This is a genomic window from Marinovum sedimenti, from assembly GCF_054052205.1.
Window position 1 is genome coordinate 3,524,155 of sequence record NZ_CM133223.1, and the last position, 15,146, is coordinate 3,539,300.

Consider the following 15,146-nt stretch of genomic DNA (forward strand, 5'->3'; position numbering starts at 1 on the left):
GAGACCATGCCAAACCCAAGCATCAAGGACGAAGACACCTATCAGGCCCTACGCGACAAAGGCTATTCCAAGGAAAAATCCGCGCGGATCGCCAATGCCCAGGCCAACCCGGACCAAGAGCCGTCAAAAAAGGGCGGCAAGGCAAACCCCTATGAAGACTGGGCGAAAACCGAACTCTACGACCGCGCACAGGAACTCGACATCAAAGGCCGCAGCACAATGACCAAGAACGAGCTGATCAAAGCCCTGCGCAACTAAACGCCCCTCGTTCTTCTGTTCAAAAATACCTCGGGGGAGGCCGCAGGCCGGGGGCAGAGCCCCTTCCTTTTCCACCATCAAAACCCCGCACAGACTTCGCCCTTATCGCGTCGACGCCCGCCGCAACAGCTCCGCAGCATCCGGCCGGCGTGCCAAGCTTTCGCTCAACTCGAAATCGTGCCGCAACCGGCTGTCATGCGACGGCAAAGTCTGCGAAAGCTTCTCATCCAGCGCCTGCGGCAGCGCGGCGCGGGTGCGGGTGTCAACCAACAGCGTCTCGGCGGCGATGCCCTCGGCATAGATAATCTGGTGATCGTCGAACAACAATTGGAAGTAATCGACAAAGCCGCCCACCACGCGGCACACGCTGTCGCCATTGATCAGATGCCGCGCCTTGACGAGGATCTCAGAGCGCCCGGCACCCATATGGTCATGCCGCTGGTACACAAACAGCCGGTGATCGGGGCTGACAAGCAGGTCATCCGCATTGTTCAACGTGCCCGCAAGAATGCGGATCGGCGCGCCGTCGCCGGTGGCGCGCACCGTGGTTTGCCCAATCCAGCGCAGCGGTTGCGCCCCGTCATCGCGCGTCAGCACCATGTCGCCTTGCGCCAAATCCTCAACCGGCTTTTGCGCACCGCTTGCCATCGTGATCATCGTACCACGGGTAAACGACACACAGGCCACCTCTGCAAAGCGGCGCTCTGGGGCGTTGTAATCAATGCCAATGATCCGGTAATCGGTCTTGGGCCGCAATGTCCCGAGCGGCAGGGCAAAGACCCCGGCGACCATGCCGTCTTCGTCCACTTCGGCCATCACGATCAGATCAACCGTATCGCCATCGTTGCACATGAAGGTGATGCAGCAATCGATATGCACATCGCGCCCGGCGCGGCCCAGATGCGTGCCCTCCGACAGGTTCAACACCCGAGGCCCGGTCTGACGGATCGCCAATTCGGCATGACAGGCCTGCTCAGCAAGGTGATACACATCGTCGTGCTGAAGGTCTTCGCCGCAGCCCAGATCATCGCCAAGGTTCGCCCCGTCAACAACCCTGAGGGTGTTGGCCTGGTACACCGAAAGCGTCTGCGTCATGCCGCGCGCCATGCGTTCACTCCGAAAGCCCGCATTTCGCGGGGAAATTACATCGACTTGGGGCTTACTATTGGCGCGGAATGTGGCACCAGTGGGATCGGCATCAGGCAATATTCCGGCAGCGCCCAAGCATGGGCCTAAGGTAGGCCTGAACAGACATAAAGTAAAACGGGGAGATAGCTCATGGATCTGGGAATTTCGGGTAAGCGCGCGGTGGTCTGCGCGGCGTCCAAGGGGCTTGGCCGCGGGTGCGCGATGGCGCTGGCCGAGGCGGGCGTCAATCTGGTGATCAACGCACGCGGCGCCGAGGCGCTTGAGGCGACGGCAGAGGCCATTCGCAAAGCACACGGCGTTGAGGTCACGGCAGTCGCCGCCGACATCACCTCTGAGGAAGGCCGCGCAGCGGTGCTGGCTGCGGCGGGCGACGTGGATATCCTTGTCAACAACGCCGGTGGCCCGCCTCCGGGCCTGTGGAGCGACTGGTCGCGCGACGATTTCATCAAGGCGATCGACAGCAACATGCTGAGCCCGATCGCGATGATCCAGGCACTGGTGCCGGGGATGATGGACCGGGGCTGGGGCCGGGTGGTCAACATCACCTCGCAGTCGGTCAAGGCGCCGATCCCGGTATTGGGCCTGTCAAATTCCGCGCGCGCCGGCCTGACCGGGTTTGTCGCTGGCACCTCGCGGCAGGTCGCAGGCAGTGGCGTGACGATCAACAATCTGTTGCCCGGCATCCACGCCACCGACCGTGCCAAATCGCTGGATGAGGGCGTCTCGAAACAGCAGGGGATCAGCATCGACGAGGCCAGAACCCAGCGGTTTGCTTCGATCCCTGCGGGCCGCTATGGCACGGCAGACGAATTCGGTGCCACCTGCGCGTTTCTGTGTTCGCACCACGCCGGCTTTATTGTCGGGCAGAACATTCTGCTTGATGGCGGCGGCGTAAACGCGACCCTATGACCGAAGCGTTTTCGCTTCGCGATCATTTGTTCAACGCAGAGTCCCTCGGCCAGTTGGCCGGGGAATTTGCGGCGGGCGTCGATGGGTTCGACGCCGACCGCTTCTTGAACGCCGTCCTGCCGCAACTGCCCGATCTCGAACTGATGCAACGGCTCGAAGCGATTGCCGACGGGATCGAAGCGCAACTTGCCGCCGATTTCCCCACCATGGCCGCACAGCTTTACGCCGCCATGCCTCCGGCTTTGGACGCTGGCAAATCCGACGATGATTTCGGCCGTTTCATCCACGCGGTACCCGGTATTCTTGCGGTGCGGCATGGGCTAGAGGCGCACCGCGAGCGGGCGCTTGATCTCTTGCACGCCGCCACGCGACGCTTCTCGATGGAGTTCTACATCCGCCCGTTTCTGAACCGCTGGCCGGACGAAACGCTGACGCGGCTGGCGCTTTGGGCGCGGGACGAAAATTACCATGTGCGCAGGCTGGTGAGCGAAGGCACGCGAACGCGGCTGCCGTGGGCCCGTGCGATCACGCTGGACCCGCTAGTGCCGCTTGATCTGCTCGACCATTTGCACGCCGATCCGACGCGCTATGTCACCCGGTCTGTTGCCAACCATCTGAATGACATTGCAAAAATCGCGCCAGAGGTGGTGGTTTCGCGGTTGGAAGCATGGCGCGACGCGGGGCGGCAAGGCGCGAAAGAGCTGGACTGGATCACCCGCCACGCCCTGCGCACGCTGATCAAACAGGGCCATCCCGGCGCTTTGGCGTTGCTTGGCTTTCATGCCGATGCGCCTGTCACGGCGACACTGTCGCTGGCCTCTGATCAGATTGCCAAAGGCGATCCCCTGACCTTTGATGTCACCCTGAGCGCGCCTGAATCCTTGCCGGTGCTGGTCGATTACGTGATCTGGTTTCGCAAATCTGACGGGCGCTTGGCCCCCAAGGTGTTCAAACTGAAACAGGCGCAGATCGCGGCGGGCAAGCCGCTGACCCTGCGCAAAGCCCACAAGTTGAAATGGGACGCGACCACCTTTCGCCTCTTCCCCGGCGCGCAGAAAATCGGGGTGCAGGTCAACGGGCGCGTTGTGGCCGAGGCCGGGTTTACACTCTTGGATTGAGCCGCCGCTCGCGCCCGGTCACGTTCCTGTAAGGCGGGTGAAATGCGGCTAGGGCGGGGGCGCATCTGCTGCTATGGCCGAAAGGTCATACAGGAAATCCGCTCATGCAATCCCTTGCCCTCGCTGGCCTTTTCGGCCTGATCGTCCTTGCCAGCCTCGCCGTGGCCCCGCGCCGCGCCAGCATCGAGGGGTTTTTCGGGGGGCAGAGTGTAAACGGCACCGCGCCGGGCCTTTGGGTGCTGGTGCTGAGCCAGGTGACGACGTGGATTTTCGCCCGTTCGCTGATGAACGCCGCCATCTTGGGCTATTTCTACGGCATCTGGGGCACGCTGGCCTATACCGCCTATTACGGGTCGTTCCTCACCGGTGGGCTGATCGTCGGGCGGCTGCGTCGGGCGGGGGCGACCTCGGTTCAGGGCTGGCTGTCAGAGAATTTCGGGGCGACCGGTGCGGCGTGCTATAACCTTGTGATTGCGCTGCGGCTTTTGTCAGAGGTCTTTGCCAATTTGCTGGTGGTCGGGCTGATTTTTGCGGCGCTTTTGCCCGAAACCGGCTTTGCCCGCGAAGGCGCGATGATCGCGGTGGCGCTGATCGGGCTGGCCTATAGCGCATGGGGCGGGCTGAGCGCGGCGCTGCGCACCGATGTGTTGCAAATGGCGGTATTTCTGGTGGTTTTCGGGCTGGCTGTCGTGGCGCTTGTCACCGCGCCGGGCTTTGATCTGGGTGCAGTGCTGACGGCGCCGGGCACGGCCGGGGCGTATAACGGGCAGGTGCTGCTTTTGGTGGCCTTCCTACAGGTGTTTTCCTATCCCGCGCATGACCCTGTGATGATGGACCGCGGCTTTATCGCCGATCCGGCGACCACGCGGCGCGCCTTTCTGCATGCCTTCTGGATCTCGGCAATTTGCATCGTATTGTTCGGATTTTTCGGTATTCAGGCGGCGTTGATCGGGGCAGAATACGAGGGTGAATTGATCGGTACCTGGGCCACGATGCTGCCCGGCTGGGTGTTTGGGGCACTGATGATTTCGCTGCTGATCAGCGCGCTCAGCACGCTGGATTCGGCCTTGTCGAGCGCTGCGCGGTTGGCGGTCGAAGAACTGCGCCTCGCGCCGCGCACTATTGCCGGCGGGCGCGCGGCGATGGTGGCGTTTATGGCGATGGGCGGCGCGCTCACGTTTTGGGGCAACCAGAGCCTGTTTGACGCGGTCGCCGTCAGCGGAACGGCGAGCATGTTCCTGACGCCGGTGCTGGTGGTTGGGCTGTTGACCAAGCGTGAGATCGCGCTTTGGGCCTATCTCGTCAGTTTCGTGGCGGCGATGGCCGGGGCAGTTGTGTACTTCGCGCGCGACACCGGTTGGGCCGTGGCGCTGCTCCCCGAGGGTCACAAGTACGAACAACTGCTTGCGATTTGCATCGCGGTGCTGGCGGTTGGCTTTGTTGCGGTCCTGGCCGGGGCAAAACGGCGCGCAGGCTGAGCCTTGCACGCCGGGCAGGGGGTTGCTATCTGGCGCGAAAGCCGATTGTTTTGATCGGAAACACCGCAAGAGGCCGCATTGCCCCCCGTCACCGCCCCGCCACGTCTGGAAATTCGCAATCTCGTCCGTGACTTCGACGGGCGGCGGGTGGTTGATGATGTCAGCTTGCAGATCCAGCCGGGGCAGGTGACCTGTCTGCTTGGCCCCTCGGGCTGCGGCAAATCCACCACGCTGCGGATGATCGCCGGGGTCGATATGCAGGACGCGGGCGAGATCTATGTTGATGGTGAGCTGATCTGCGACACGGTGTTTCGGGTGCCGCCCGAACAGCGCTCGATTGGGCTGATGTTTCAGGATTTCGCGCTGTTTCCGCATCTGACGGTGGGGCGCAACGTGGCGTTCGGGCTTAAGGAAAAAGGCGCGGCGGCCCGCGCGCGCGCTTTGGAAATGCTGGCCAAGGTCGGGATGGAGCGCTTTGTCGACAGCTATCCGCATGAGCTTTCGGGCGGCGAGCAACAGCGGGTGGCCCTGGCCCGCGCCCTGGCCCCGCAGCCCAAGATCATGCTGATGGACGAGCCGTTTTCCGGGCTGGACAACCGCCTGCGCGATGGCATCCGCGACGAGACTTTGGCCGTGCTGAAAGAAGAGGACACCGCCGTTCTTTTGGTCACGCATGAGCCGGAAGAGGCGATGCGCATGGCCGATGAAATCGCGCTGATGCGCAACGGCAAGATCGTGCAGCAGGGCGCACCCTATAACATCTACCGCGCGCCCAAAGATAAGGCGGCTGTGGCTTTCTTCAGCGATACCAATGTGATCGAGGGCGACGTGCACGGCGCCTTGGTCGATTTACCCTTTGGCGATTTCCTGACGCCCGGCCTGCCAGATGGCGCGCAAGTAGACATCGTATTCCGGCCCCAGCACGTGGGCATCGACTTTGATCGCGCCGGGCAAGGCCCGCGCCCGACCGCCGAACGCGGTGTTGCGGCGCGCGGCGTGGTCGAACGCGCGCGCTTTATGGGCAAGGAAAGCCTTGTCGAGTTTCGCATGGATCACGACGGATCGATGCTTAAGGCGACGGTGCCGAACGTGTTTTTGCCCAAGCCCGGCACGCCGCTTTGGCTGTCCATCCGGCGCGACCGCTGCTTTGTCTTTCCGCGCATTGGATGACTGGCCTGCGCTAGCCGTGTCGAAGCGTTCAAAACGAACCTACCCCTGCGACACATTGCGCGTTGCGAAATTCGCCGTGTACATTCCGGACGCGATGCGTTAGGCGAACCTCTTTGCAACCTGTCCTCGCGGGCAGATGGGCTGGCATCCTGCCGCCCGACACTCAGAACGGTTTCCACATGATCCAGACACTGTCCGATGCGCTTGCCGAGCGTGGCTATGACACGTTGACCCCGGTGCAGACGGCAGTCACCGATCCAGACCTGCACACGGCCGACCTGTTGGTTTCGGCCCAGACCGGTTCGGGCAAGACGGTGGGCTTTGGCCTCGCCATCGGCCCCAGCATTCTCGAAGACGATGGCCGCTTTGGCCCCGCCGCAGCACCTTTGGCGCTGGTTGTTGCCCCGACGCGCGAGCTTGCCTTTCAGGTGACGCGCGAATTGGAGTGGCTCTACGGCAAGACCGGTGCGCGCGTCGCCTCCTGTGTGGGGGGCATGGATATGCGTGACGAACGCCGCACGCTTGATCGCGGCGCACATATTGTTGTCGGCACGCCGGGCCGCCTGCGCGACCATATCCAGCGCGGATCGCTCGACATGACATCGCTGCGCGCGGTGGTGTTGGACGAAGCTGACGAAATGCTTGATCTCGGCTTCCGCGAAGACCTTGAATTCATGCTGGGCGAGGCGCCTGCTGAGCGCCGCACGCTGATGTTCTCGGCCACGGTGCCGGCGATGATCGTCAAATTGGCGCAAAATTATCAACGCGATGCGGTGCGGGTGACGACGCTGGCCGAAAAGGGCCAGCACGCCGACATCAGCTATCAGGCGTTGCGCGTGGCGCAACAAGATGCCGAAAACGCCATCATTAACGTGCTGCGCTTTCACGATGCACAAAACGCCATCGTGTTCGCCAATACGCGCGCCACGGTAAACCGGCTGACCGCCCGTTTCGCCAACCGGGGTTTCTCGGTTGTGTGTCTCTCGGGTGAGCTGAGCCAGACCGAACGGACCCACGCGCTCCAAGCGATGCGCGACGGGCGTGCGCGGGTGTGTGTGGCGACGGATGTTGCCGCGCGCGGCATCGATCTGCCCAATCTCGAGCTGGTGATTCACGCCGAACTGCCATCGAACTTTGAAAACCTGCTGCACCGGTCGGGTCGTACTGGCCGCGCTGGTCGCAAGGGGATTTCGGCGCTGATCGTACCGCCGAAGGTGCGCAAAAAGGCCGAGCGCCTGTTGGGTATGGCCAAGGTCAAGGCCGAATGGATCGCTGCGCCAAGCGCCGATGACATCCTGCGCAAGGACGAAGAGCGGCTGTTGGCGGACGAGACTTGGGGCCAGGAAATCACCCCGGACGAGGCGGAATTCTCCGCGCGTCTGTTGGCCCTGCACGCGCCTGAGGCGATTGCAGCGGCCTATCTGCGGCTCTACCGCGCGCGCAATTCTGCGCCCGAAGAGTTGTCTGATCCCGATACGCGCCCCGAGCGCACAGAGCGCAAACCCTTTGGCCCGAGCACTTGGGTGGCCCTGTCGGTCGGCCGTGATGACCGTGCCGAGCCGCGCTGGATTTTGCCGCTGTTGTGCCGCGCAGGCGGGATGGACAAAGACTCGATCGGCGCGATCCGGGTGCAGCAAAACGAGACCTTCGTTGAAGTGACCGAAGCCGCCGCACCGGGCCTGATGGCCAAGCTGGATGCGGATAATGTGTTGGAAGAGGGCGTAAAAGTGCGCCCGGCTGAGGCCCCGACGCAACAACGCAGCGCGCCGTATAACGACGGTGGGCCGCGCAAATCCGCGCCGCGCCGCGATGGCGATGGCCCGCGTGGTCCGCGCCGTGACAATGACCGCCCGCGTCCGCCGCGCCGCGACGATGACGGCCCGCGCGCCCCGCGTCCGGTCGCCAAAGAACGCAAACCGGTCGATCCCGACACCCACGGCCCGGCCAAGAAACGCGGCGCTGAGAAGGCCTTTGATGCGCCCAAACCGCGCCGCGAGGCCGGCGACAAACCTGCGCCCAAGCGTGACGGTTATAAATCTGACGGCGCGCGGGGCTTTGACAAGAAGCCGCGTGATGGCGGCGGCAAACCGGGCAAATTCGGTGCAGGCAAACCGTCGGCGGGCAAACCCTCCGCTGGTAAACCCTATGCGGGCAAACCGGCCGAGGGCCGCACGCTCGCCGGCAAAGTGGGTGAGGGCAAGCCTGCCGCCCCACGCGGCAATGCCAGCGATCCGTCCAAGCGCTTTTCGCCTCCGGGGCGCCCCGGCAAACCTGGCGGGAAACCCGGCGGCAAACCATCCGGCAAGCCCGGCTTTAAAAAAGGTGGCAGCCAGCCGCCGCGCCGTAAGCCATAAACCGTTAGGCTAACGGCTGGATTAGGCTTGATAATCCTGTAACCTCTTGCCCGGCTCTTCGACAAAGAGACCGGGCACGGGGCTAAGCGTTTCGATCTGATCGATGCGGAAGGCGGCGAAATCACCCGTGGTTTCGCTCCAGCCGACGCAAGCCCAGATCCGCCCCCAATACCGCAGCTCCAACGGCCGCAGCACATGGCGCGCGCCATCCGCAAGGGTGATCCGCAGCTTCTGGCGGGCGCGCACGGCGGCGCGAAAGGCGGGCATGTGGCGAAAGCCGCGCGCGGCGTCCTCAAACGGGTAGGCGGCAAAGCTGAACTGCGCCGGGGCAGCATGGTCCTCGGGCAAAAGCGCATCAATCTTGGCGGCAAGGCTAAGCGCGGCCTCGGCCATCTCGGGCTCGCCAGATTGGCCGACCACGGCAAGGCCAAGGTGCAGCGCCTCCAGCTCCTCATCCGTGAGGTTGATCGGCGGCAAGGTTATCGCGGCCTGCGCCGAATAGCCCAACCCCCGCTCGCCCATCACCGGAACGCCGCTGTCGATCAGCGTGTCCATGTCCCGATAGATCGTGCGCACCGAGACGCCCAGGCCCCGCGCGAGATCCTCGGCCCGGTGCAGCGACCCGTCCTTTAGCAACTCCATCAATCGATACAGCCGGTCCGCCCGTTTCATCGCTGATTCGCTCCATAGTTTTGCACAATACTGACAGTATCCTGTCACCTGACAAGATACTGTCAAAATGCTTTTACAATCGCGCGCAAATTGGGGTGAAACCGGGTGCATTGGCGCTTTCAGGGGGGCGGGGAAGGCTTTATGACAGACATCAAGAAGCCGCGCCGCTGGGTGCGGATGCGATAGGTGGAGAGACCCCATGCTGAACAATATCGGCCTTCCCGGCCTTCTTCTGATTGCCGTTGTGGTGCTGGTGCTTTTCGGGCGCGGCAAAATTTCGTCGCTGATGGGCGAAGTGGGCAAAGGCATCACGGCGTTCAAACGCGGCGTCAAGGACGGCTCGGAAGAGGCGGACGAGACCGCCGACACCGGCGAGATCAACGACAAGACCGGCGACACCGCCAAAGACGTCACCCCGGTTGACGAAAAAGACAAGGTTTAAGCCGCGATGTTCGACCTTGGCTGGACCGAGCTTCTGGTCATCGGCATCGTTGCGCTGATTGTCGTGGGCCCCAAGGACCTGCCGGTTCTGTTCCGCAAAGCGGGGCAGTTCGTCGGCAAGGCCAAAGGCATGGCGCGGGAATTTAGCCGCGCGATGAACGACGCCGCCGATGAGGCCGGGGTCAGCGACATCAAAAAGACCATCCACACCGCGACCAGCCCGATGTCTTCGGCGATGGACGGGGTTAAGGATGCGGCGCGTCAGATGGCCAACCCTTTGGCCGATCTGGAAAACAGCAAGAAAAGCGATGACGCTTCGGCCGAGCGGATCAAGCAGGCCAAAAAGATCGAGGCCTCGACCGCGCGTGCCGCCGCCGAGCGCAAAAAGCGCGAAGCCGATGAGGCGATGAAGGCTGCTGAGGCGGCTGAAACGGCGGCGCAGGATGTGCCCGCCGACACCTCTGCCAAAGATACGAAAGACCTCTGATGAGCAAGACGGACGAGATCGACGACAGCTCGGCTCCGCTGATCGAACACCTTGCGGAACTGCGCACGCGGCTTATTCGCTGTGTGGTGTATTTCCTGATCGGCATGGTGATCTGTTTCACCGTGGCCACGCCGATTTTCAACTTCCTGACCAATCCGTTGTGTCAGGTGTTGGCCGAGCGCGGACAGGATTGCGACCTGATCTTTATCTCGCCGCAAGAGGGTTTCTTTGTTGCGATCAAGGTGTCGTTCCTTGGCGGCTTCATGCTTGGATTTCCGTTCATTGCCAACCAGTTGTGGCGCTTCCTTGCGCCGGGTCTGTACAAGTCCGAGAAGGGCGCGTTTCTGCCCTTCCTGATCGCCTCGCCGTTCATGTTCTTCCTCGGCGCGTCGTTTGCCTTCTACGTGGTCACGCCGCTGGCCTATGATTTCTTCCTTGGGTTCCAACAGTTTGGCGCTGAAGGCGAGGCTGTGGTGGGCGAAGAGGTCAACCAGGGTCTGTCGGTTGTCTTCCAAGGTTCGGCGCAGGAATATCTCAACCTGACGATCAAGTTCATCGTCGCCTTTGGCCTTTGCTTCCAGCTCCCGGTTCTGCTGACCTTGATGGGCAAGGCCGGGCTGGTGAACGCCGAAGGTCTGGGCGCGGTGCGCAAATATGCCGTGGTCGCCATTCTGGTGCTGGCAGCATTGGTGACGCCGCCGGATGTGATCACGCAGGCCATTCTGTTTGTCGTGGTTTACGGGCTGTATGAGGTGTCGATTTTCCTTGTCCGCCGGGTGGACCGCAAACGCGAGGCTGATCTGCGGGCACAGGGCCTGTGGTTCGAGGATGAGATGGATGAGGGCGAGGAAGCCGACGATCTGGCTGACGATCCCCTGATGTCCGAGTTCGACGAGGACGATGAAGAAGACGACCTTGGAAAACCGGATAAATCCTGATGGGTAAGACACTTAAGCGGATTGCCGCGGCGCTGGAGCGGATGGCTCCCGCGCCGCTCGATGCCCCCGATTTCGGCTCTGCTGATGCCTTTCTGTGGCATGTAGACCCGGACCGTCTGCAGCCGGTGCCCGATGTGAGCCGGGTTGGGATCGACCTGCTGATCGGGGTGGACCGGTCGCGCGATACGCTGTTGGCCAACACGGTACAGTTCGCGCGCGGGCTTCCTGCCAACAACGCGCTGCTTTGGGGCGCGCGGGGCATGGGCAAATCCTCGCTGGTTAAGGCGGTGCATGCCGAGGCGCTGCGGCAGGGCCATGCGCTCAAGGTGATTGAATTGCAGCGCGAAGACCTGCCCTCGGTGGGCCGGCTTTTGGGGCTGCTGCGCGGGCGCAAGGAACGCTTTGTGCTGTTTTGCGATGACCTGTCGTTCAGCCATGATGACCAACATTACAAATCGCTCAAGGCGGTGCTGGATGGCGGGATCGAGGGGCGGCCCGAGAATGTGGTGTTTTATGCCACGTCAAACCGCCGCCACCTGATGCCGCGCGACATGATCGAAAACGAACGCGCCAGCGCGATCAGCCCGTCTGAGGCGACCGAGGAAAAGGTCTCGCTGTCGGATCGGTTCGGGCTTTGGCTCGGCTTCCATCCCTGCACGCAAGACGAATACCTGTCGATGATCCGCGGCTATTGCGACAGCTACGGCGTGGCGATCGACGATGACACCCTGCACGCCGAGGCCGTTGAATGGCAGGCCACACGCGGCAGCCGCTCGGGCCGGGTGGCCTGGCAGTATTTCACCGATCTCGCCGGGCGCAAGGGCGTGCAACTGGGCTAAGGCCCAGCTGCGCAAGTGCGTTACAGCGTGCCGCGCGGGGGCCGGTCGGTTTTCTTGGTAAAGACCATGCCGTCAAGCAGTTCCGCGAGATCAGGACGGGCCGAAGGGCCATTGGAAATCGCAATCAACAGCAGACTCCCGTCCGGGCGGATGACATAGACGCCCGGCTCGGCAAAGGGCTGGTCGGTTTCCGCATCTGACAGCGGCTGGGTCACATACAGGCCCAGCGCGTCCATCTGCTCGCGGCTCAGCCCATAGCCTAGGTCAAACCCCCAGCCGAACTCGGCCAGATCCGCTTGCGCCTTGTCCTCAGGGTCAGCTGAGACCACGGCGACGTCAAAGCCTGCCTCGGCCCACTTGCCGCGCATTTCATTGAGGCCGTTGAGGTATTTCTTGCAGCGCGGGCAATGTTTGCCCCGGTAAACCACCAGAAGCGTCCAGTTCTCAGTCTCGCCGCCCACGGTGATGTCGCCACCGCCGACGCGGGCAAGGGACAGGGCGGGCAGTAGGCTGCCGGCCACGGGTTTGGGTGTTGGCATCGGATGGTCCCTTTCAGGTTGCGGAAATCATCGGACGTAGGGCATGGGATCGACGCTGTCGAACCCTTCGCGCACCTCGAAATGCAGATAGGCGGGATCGCCTGCGGCCACCTTGCCCAGGGTCTGGCCCCGGCTGACGCTGTCGCCTTTCTTGACGGTGATGTTGTCGACATTGGCATAGACGGTCAGCACGTTGTTGGCGTGTTTCACCACAACAATCGGCACCTGATCGGCATTGGCGGTGATCGCCGCGACGGTGCCAGCCTCGGCGGCCTTGACGGTCGTGCCGGCGCTTGCGGCGATGTCGATGCCGTCATTGCGGCCCTTGGCATATTCGCGAATGACAGACCCGCCCACCGGCATCAGCATCCGAGCGGCAGACGAGGCCGCCGGTTTGGTCTGTTGCTTGCCAAGATCGGGCGAAGGCGGGGTTGGAATCGGCGTCGCGGCGGCGACCGGCGTGACAGCAGGCAGCGGCGTTGAGGCGCTTGGCGGTGTGGGCGTGGGCGAACCCTGACCGGGCACCGTGGGCGTGGCGGCGGCAACCTGGCGCACACCTTCGCGCACGGTCGGGATCAGCAGGAACTGGCCTTCGCGCACGGTGAATTCGCTGTCGAGCCCGTTCCAATCGGCCAGCGCCCGCACGGTCACGCCATAAAGCCGCGCGACGGTAAAGGCGGTTTCGCCGCGCTCAACCTTGTGGCGCACGGGTTCGTTGCCGGTCTGTACCGGCGGAAGTTCGCTTGTCGCGACGGGCGTGGGGGCGGCATTGTCGATGGCGGCCCCGGCAATCTCGGAGATATTCACCTCACCCGCCGGGCGGATCGGGCCGGTGGCGGGCTCTTTCACGCGGTAGGGCAGGGCCACAACCTCGCCCGGGCGCAGCATGTCATCGGGGCGCATGCCGTTGAACTTTGAAAGATCGGCGACGCTCATGCCAATGCGTGTGGCCAGCTTGCCAAGCGTATCGCCGCGTTGGGCCACAGCGACCTGATAGCTCGGGTAGGAAATAATCCCGCGCGCATCAGGTGTTGGCCGATTGGCCGTGGCATTGCGGGCGGCATCCGACGTGTCGAACTTGCTGTCGCCAATCTTGCCGCGCAGGTCAAAATCATTGGGCAGCTGATCACATCCAGCCAGAAACGCCAGTGCCGAACCGGCCATGATCACCGCAAAACGGGGCGGAGTACTCCACATCTCGATATCCTCAAACTTCGTCCGGTTGCCCCGGGTCGTCACGTTACCAGTTGTATACACGCATCATGTGTCGCGCCCAAGGCCTTCGACCAAGGGCACAAAGCGCACGGCGCGCAGTTCATCGTATTGCAGACCATCTTCCTCGCGGCGCACCCGTATGAGGTGCTGCACCGCATCGGATTGACCGACCGGCACCACCATGACGCCACCGACGCGCAGCTGCGCGAGCAGGGGGCCGGGGGGGTCTTCGGCGGCGGCAGTCACGAGGATGCGGTCAAACGGCGCCTGATCGGGCAGGCCGAACGAGCCATCGGCGGTGAAGGCGGTGATATTGGTCAGATCGAGCTTGTCAAACACCGCGCGGGCGCCCTGCACCAGCCGCTTGTGACGGTCGACGGTATAGACCCGCCGCGCCAGCTGGCTCAGGATCGCGGCCTGATAGCCCGATCCGGTGCCAACCTCGAGCACGGTGTCGCGAGGCTGCACGTCAAGCGCCTGGGTCATCAAGCCGACCACCGAGGGCTGGCTGATGGTTTGGCCACAGGCGATGGGCAGCGGCATATCCTCATAGGCGCGTTCGGAAAAGAAGCCTTGGATGAAGTTGGCGCGGTCGACCCGCTCCATCGCCGTCAGCACACGCTTGTCGGTCACGCCCTTGGAGCGGAGCGCGTAGAGGAACTGCATTTTGCGTTCGGCGTCGACGGTCATGCCAGGTGATCTTTCAGCGCGTCTAGGGCGTCATGTGCGGTCAGGTCGGCGCGCATGGGCGTGACCGAGATATAGCCGTCGAGGTTGACGCCAGCATCGCTGTCGGGGGCGACAGGGGCGCGCTGATCGCCACCGCGGATCCAGAGAAAGCGGCGGCCTGAGGGCGAAAGATGCGGCTCGACGCTAAAGGAGGTGCCTTGGCGCAGGCCCTGTGTCGCGGCGCGCAGGCCTTTGACATTGGCGGCGGTTTCGGGCGGGAAGTTGATATTGTAAAACAGCCCGTAAGGCTGGGGGTTGGCCAGATCGGCGGCCAGAATTTTCCGGATGGTGGCGGCACCGTGCACGCGGGCGGCCTCGAACGGGTCTTCGGCATCGCGGTTGCCGGGGCCGTAGTACTGCGAGAGCGCCATCGCGGGCAGGCCCTGCAGCGCGGCTTCCATCGCGCCGCCAAGGGTGCCGGAATACAGCGCGTTCTCGGCGGAGTTGTTGCCACGGTTCACGCCGGAGAGCACCAGATCGGGCGGGCTGTCTTTGAGAACGTCATGCAGGCCGACGAGGACGCAATCGGCCGGGCTGCCTTCGGCGGCAAAATGGCGCGGGCCCATCTGGCTGACCATGAAAGGGTGGGTGTAGGAAATGCAATGCGCCACGCCAGACTGCTCAAACGCGGGGGCCACGGTCCAGACTTCGCCATTGGGGCCAGCGAGGTCTTCGGCGATGTCCTGAAGAACCTGGAGGCCCGGTGCGTTGATGCCGTCGTCGTTGGTGATGAGAATGCGCATGTAGGTCCCGTGAATGCTCGCAATCTGCTTAGTGGAGCGGGGCGGGAGGAGCAAGGCGGGGCGCAGAGATTGTCACCACCGGAGCCGATCCATCGATGGATCGGTGC

General features: G+C 63.2%; 16 protein-coding genes. 10 read left to right on the forward strand and 6 right to left on the reverse strand.

Translation table 11 applies throughout. The annotated features are described in order from the left end of the window. The first annotated feature begins 6 nt into the window (after positions 1–6). On the forward strand, positions 7–258 hold the full coding sequence (locus ACW9UO_RS16825; protein ID WP_457086916.1) for a DUF7218 family protein: 252 nt from the start codon (positions 7–9) through the stop codon (positions 256–258). A gap of 102 nt (positions 259–360) precedes the next feature. Here ACW9UO_RS16825 and ACW9UO_RS16830 read toward each other — a convergent pair whose 3' ends face one another. After that, positions 361–1,353, reverse strand: a complete 993-nt coding sequence (locus ACW9UO_RS16830) for a Hint domain-containing protein (RefSeq protein ID WP_457086917.1) — start codon at positions 1,351–1,353, stop codon at positions 361–363. A 183-nt stretch (positions 1,354–1,536) separates the two neighbouring features. Between ACW9UO_RS16830 and ACW9UO_RS16835 the strand changes: the two genes are divergently transcribed. The 5 genes from ACW9UO_RS16835 (at position 1,537) to ACW9UO_RS16855 (ending at position 8,436) form a co-directional block, all read left to right on the forward strand. Further along, on the forward strand, positions 1,537–2,316 hold the full coding sequence (locus tag ACW9UO_RS16835) for an SDR family oxidoreductase (protein WP_457086918.1): 780 nt from the start codon (positions 1,537–1,539) through the stop codon (positions 2,314–2,316). Continuing rightward, positions 2,313–3,434: a hypothetical protein gene (locus tag ACW9UO_RS16840; RefSeq protein ID WP_457086919.1), complete on the forward strand. Its 1,122-nt coding sequence runs from the start codon at positions 2,313–2,315 to the stop codon at positions 3,432–3,434. The genes ACW9UO_RS16835 and ACW9UO_RS16840 overlap by 4 nt, the downstream gene beginning before the upstream one ends. A gap of 104 nt (positions 3,435–3,538) precedes the next feature. Beyond that, a complete protein-coding gene (locus ACW9UO_RS16845) occupies positions 3,539–4,912 on the forward strand; it encodes a sodium:proline symporter (protein ID WP_457086920.1) in 1,374 nt (457 codons plus the stop codon). A 78-nt stretch (positions 4,913–4,990) separates the two neighbouring features. Next, positions 4,991–6,082 (forward strand): ABC transporter ATP-binding protein, encoded by a 1,092-nt coding sequence (locus tag ACW9UO_RS16850; protein ID WP_457086921.1) that lies wholly within the window; start codon positions 4,991–4,993, stop codon positions 6,080–6,082. Positions 6,083–6,261: 179 nt separating this feature from the next. Further along, the gene (locus ACW9UO_RS16855; protein ID WP_457086922.1) at positions 6,262–8,436 is read left to right on the forward strand and encodes a DEAD/DEAH box helicase; all 2,175 of its coding nucleotides are present in this window, start codon (positions 6,262–6,264) and stop codon (positions 8,434–8,436) included. Between the two features lie 21 nt (positions 8,437–8,457). Here ACW9UO_RS16855 and ACW9UO_RS16860 read toward each other — a convergent pair whose 3' ends face one another. Beyond that, on the reverse strand, positions 8,458–9,108 hold the full coding sequence (locus ACW9UO_RS16860; RefSeq protein ID WP_457086923.1) for a helix-turn-helix transcriptional regulator: 651 nt from the start codon (positions 9,106–9,108) through the stop codon (positions 8,458–8,460). Between the two features lie 199 nt (positions 9,109–9,307). Between ACW9UO_RS16860 and ACW9UO_RS16865 the strand changes: the two genes are divergently transcribed. The 4 genes from ACW9UO_RS16865 to ACW9UO_RS16880 are packed head-to-tail and all read left to right on the forward strand — an operon-like array spanning position 9,308 to position 11,813. Continuing rightward, complete coding sequence (locus ACW9UO_RS16865; protein WP_457086924.1) at positions 9,308–9,550, forward strand: twin-arginine translocase TatA/TatE family subunit; 243 nt, start codon at positions 9,308–9,310, stop codon at positions 9,548–9,550. Positions 9,551–9,556: 6 nt separating this feature from the next. Further along, a complete protein-coding gene (tatB, locus tag ACW9UO_RS16870; RefSeq protein WP_457086925.1) occupies positions 9,557–10,036 on the forward strand; it encodes a Sec-independent protein translocase protein TatB in 480 nt (159 codons plus the stop codon). After that, positions 10,036–10,974, forward strand: coding sequence for a twin-arginine translocase subunit TatC (tatC, locus tag ACW9UO_RS16875; RefSeq protein ID WP_457086926.1), 939 nt, complete (start codon positions 10,036–10,038; stop codon positions 10,972–10,974). The genes tatB and tatC overlap by 1 nt, the downstream gene beginning before the upstream one ends. Then, entirely contained in the window at positions 10,974–11,813 is an 840-nt protein-coding gene (locus ACW9UO_RS16880) for an ATP-binding protein (RefSeq protein WP_457086927.1), read from the forward strand. The genes tatC and ACW9UO_RS16880 overlap by 1 nt, the downstream gene beginning before the upstream one ends. Before the next feature lie 20 nt (positions 11,814–11,833). On the opposite strand, the gene ACW9UO_RS16885 is transcribed toward ACW9UO_RS16880, so the two are convergent. The 4 genes from ACW9UO_RS16885 to surE all read right to left on the reverse strand — a co-directional run bounded on the left by ACW9UO_RS16885 (position 11,834) and on the right by surE (position 15,039). After that, the gene (locus ACW9UO_RS16885) at positions 11,834–12,334 is read right to left on the reverse strand and encodes a redoxin domain-containing protein (RefSeq protein ID WP_457086928.1); all 501 of its coding nucleotides are present in this window, start codon (positions 12,332–12,334) and stop codon (positions 11,834–11,836) included. 45 nt (positions 12,335–12,379) lie between these two features. Beyond that, positions 12,380–13,549, reverse strand: coding sequence for a LysM peptidoglycan-binding domain-containing protein (locus ACW9UO_RS16890; protein ID WP_457086929.1), 1,170 nt, complete (start codon positions 13,547–13,549; stop codon positions 12,380–12,382). A gap of 63 nt (positions 13,550–13,612) precedes the next feature. Then, complete coding sequence (locus tag ACW9UO_RS16895; protein ID WP_457086930.1) at positions 13,613–14,257, reverse strand: protein-L-isoaspartate(D-aspartate) O-methyltransferase; 645 nt, start codon at positions 14,255–14,257, stop codon at positions 13,613–13,615. After that, positions 14,254–15,039, reverse strand: a complete 786-nt coding sequence (gene surE, locus ACW9UO_RS16900) for a 5'/3'-nucleotidase SurE (protein WP_457086931.1) — start codon at positions 15,037–15,039, stop codon at positions 14,254–14,256. The genes ACW9UO_RS16895 and surE overlap by 4 nt, the downstream gene beginning before the upstream one ends. Between the last annotated feature and the right edge of the window lie 107 nt (positions 15,040–15,146).

What these genes read in the sequence shown, in the direction of transcription:
- ACW9UO_RS16830 (WP_457086917.1), bottom strand. Translation starts at nt 1,353, where the DNA reads ATGACGCAGACGCTTTCGGTGTACCAGGCCAACACCCTCAGGGTTGTT.
- ACW9UO_RS16890 (WP_457086929.1), bottom strand. Translation starts at nt 13,549, where the DNA reads ATGTGGAGTACTCCGCCCCGTTTTGCGGTGATCATGGCCGGTTCGGCA.
- ACW9UO_RS16825 (WP_457086916.1), top strand. Translation starts at nt 7, where the DNA reads ATGCCAAACCCAAGCATCAAGGACGAAGACACCTATCAGGCCCTACGC.
- tatB (WP_457086925.1), top strand. Translation starts at nt 9,557, where the DNA reads ATGTTCGACCTTGGCTGGACCGAGCTTCTGGTCATCGGCATCGTTGCG.
- tatC (WP_457086926.1), top strand. Translation starts at nt 10,036, where the DNA reads ATGAGCAAGACGGACGAGATCGACGACAGCTCGGCTCCGCTGATCGAA.
- ACW9UO_RS16880 (WP_457086927.1), top strand. Translation starts at nt 10,974, where the DNA reads ATGGGTAAGACACTTAAGCGGATTGCCGCGGCGCTGGAGCGGATGGCT.
- ACW9UO_RS16895 (WP_457086930.1), bottom strand. Translation starts at nt 14,257, where the DNA reads ATGACCGTCGACGCCGAACGCAAAATGCAGTTCCTCTACGCGCTCCGC.
- ACW9UO_RS16860 (WP_457086923.1), bottom strand. Translation starts at nt 9,108, where the DNA reads ATGAAACGGGCGGACCGGCTGTATCGATTGATGGAGTTGCTAAAGGAC.
- ACW9UO_RS16845 (WP_457086920.1), top strand. Translation starts at nt 3,539, where the DNA reads ATGCAATCCCTTGCCCTCGCTGGCCTTTTCGGCCTGATCGTCCTTGCC.
- ACW9UO_RS16855 (WP_457086922.1), top strand. Translation starts at nt 6,262, where the DNA reads ATGATCCAGACACTGTCCGATGCGCTTGCCGAGCGTGGCTATGACACG.
- surE (WP_457086931.1), bottom strand. Translation starts at nt 15,039, where the DNA reads ATGCGCATTCTCATCACCAACGACGACGGCATCAACGCACCGGGCCTC.
- ACW9UO_RS16835 (WP_457086918.1), top strand. Translation starts at nt 1,537, where the DNA reads ATGGATCTGGGAATTTCGGGTAAGCGCGCGGTGGTCTGCGCGGCGTCC.
- ACW9UO_RS16865 (WP_457086924.1), top strand. Translation starts at nt 9,308, where the DNA reads ATGCTGAACAATATCGGCCTTCCCGGCCTTCTTCTGATTGCCGTTGTG.
- ACW9UO_RS16840 (WP_457086919.1), top strand. Translation starts at nt 2,313, where the DNA reads ATGACCGAAGCGTTTTCGCTTCGCGATCATTTGTTCAACGCAGAGTCC.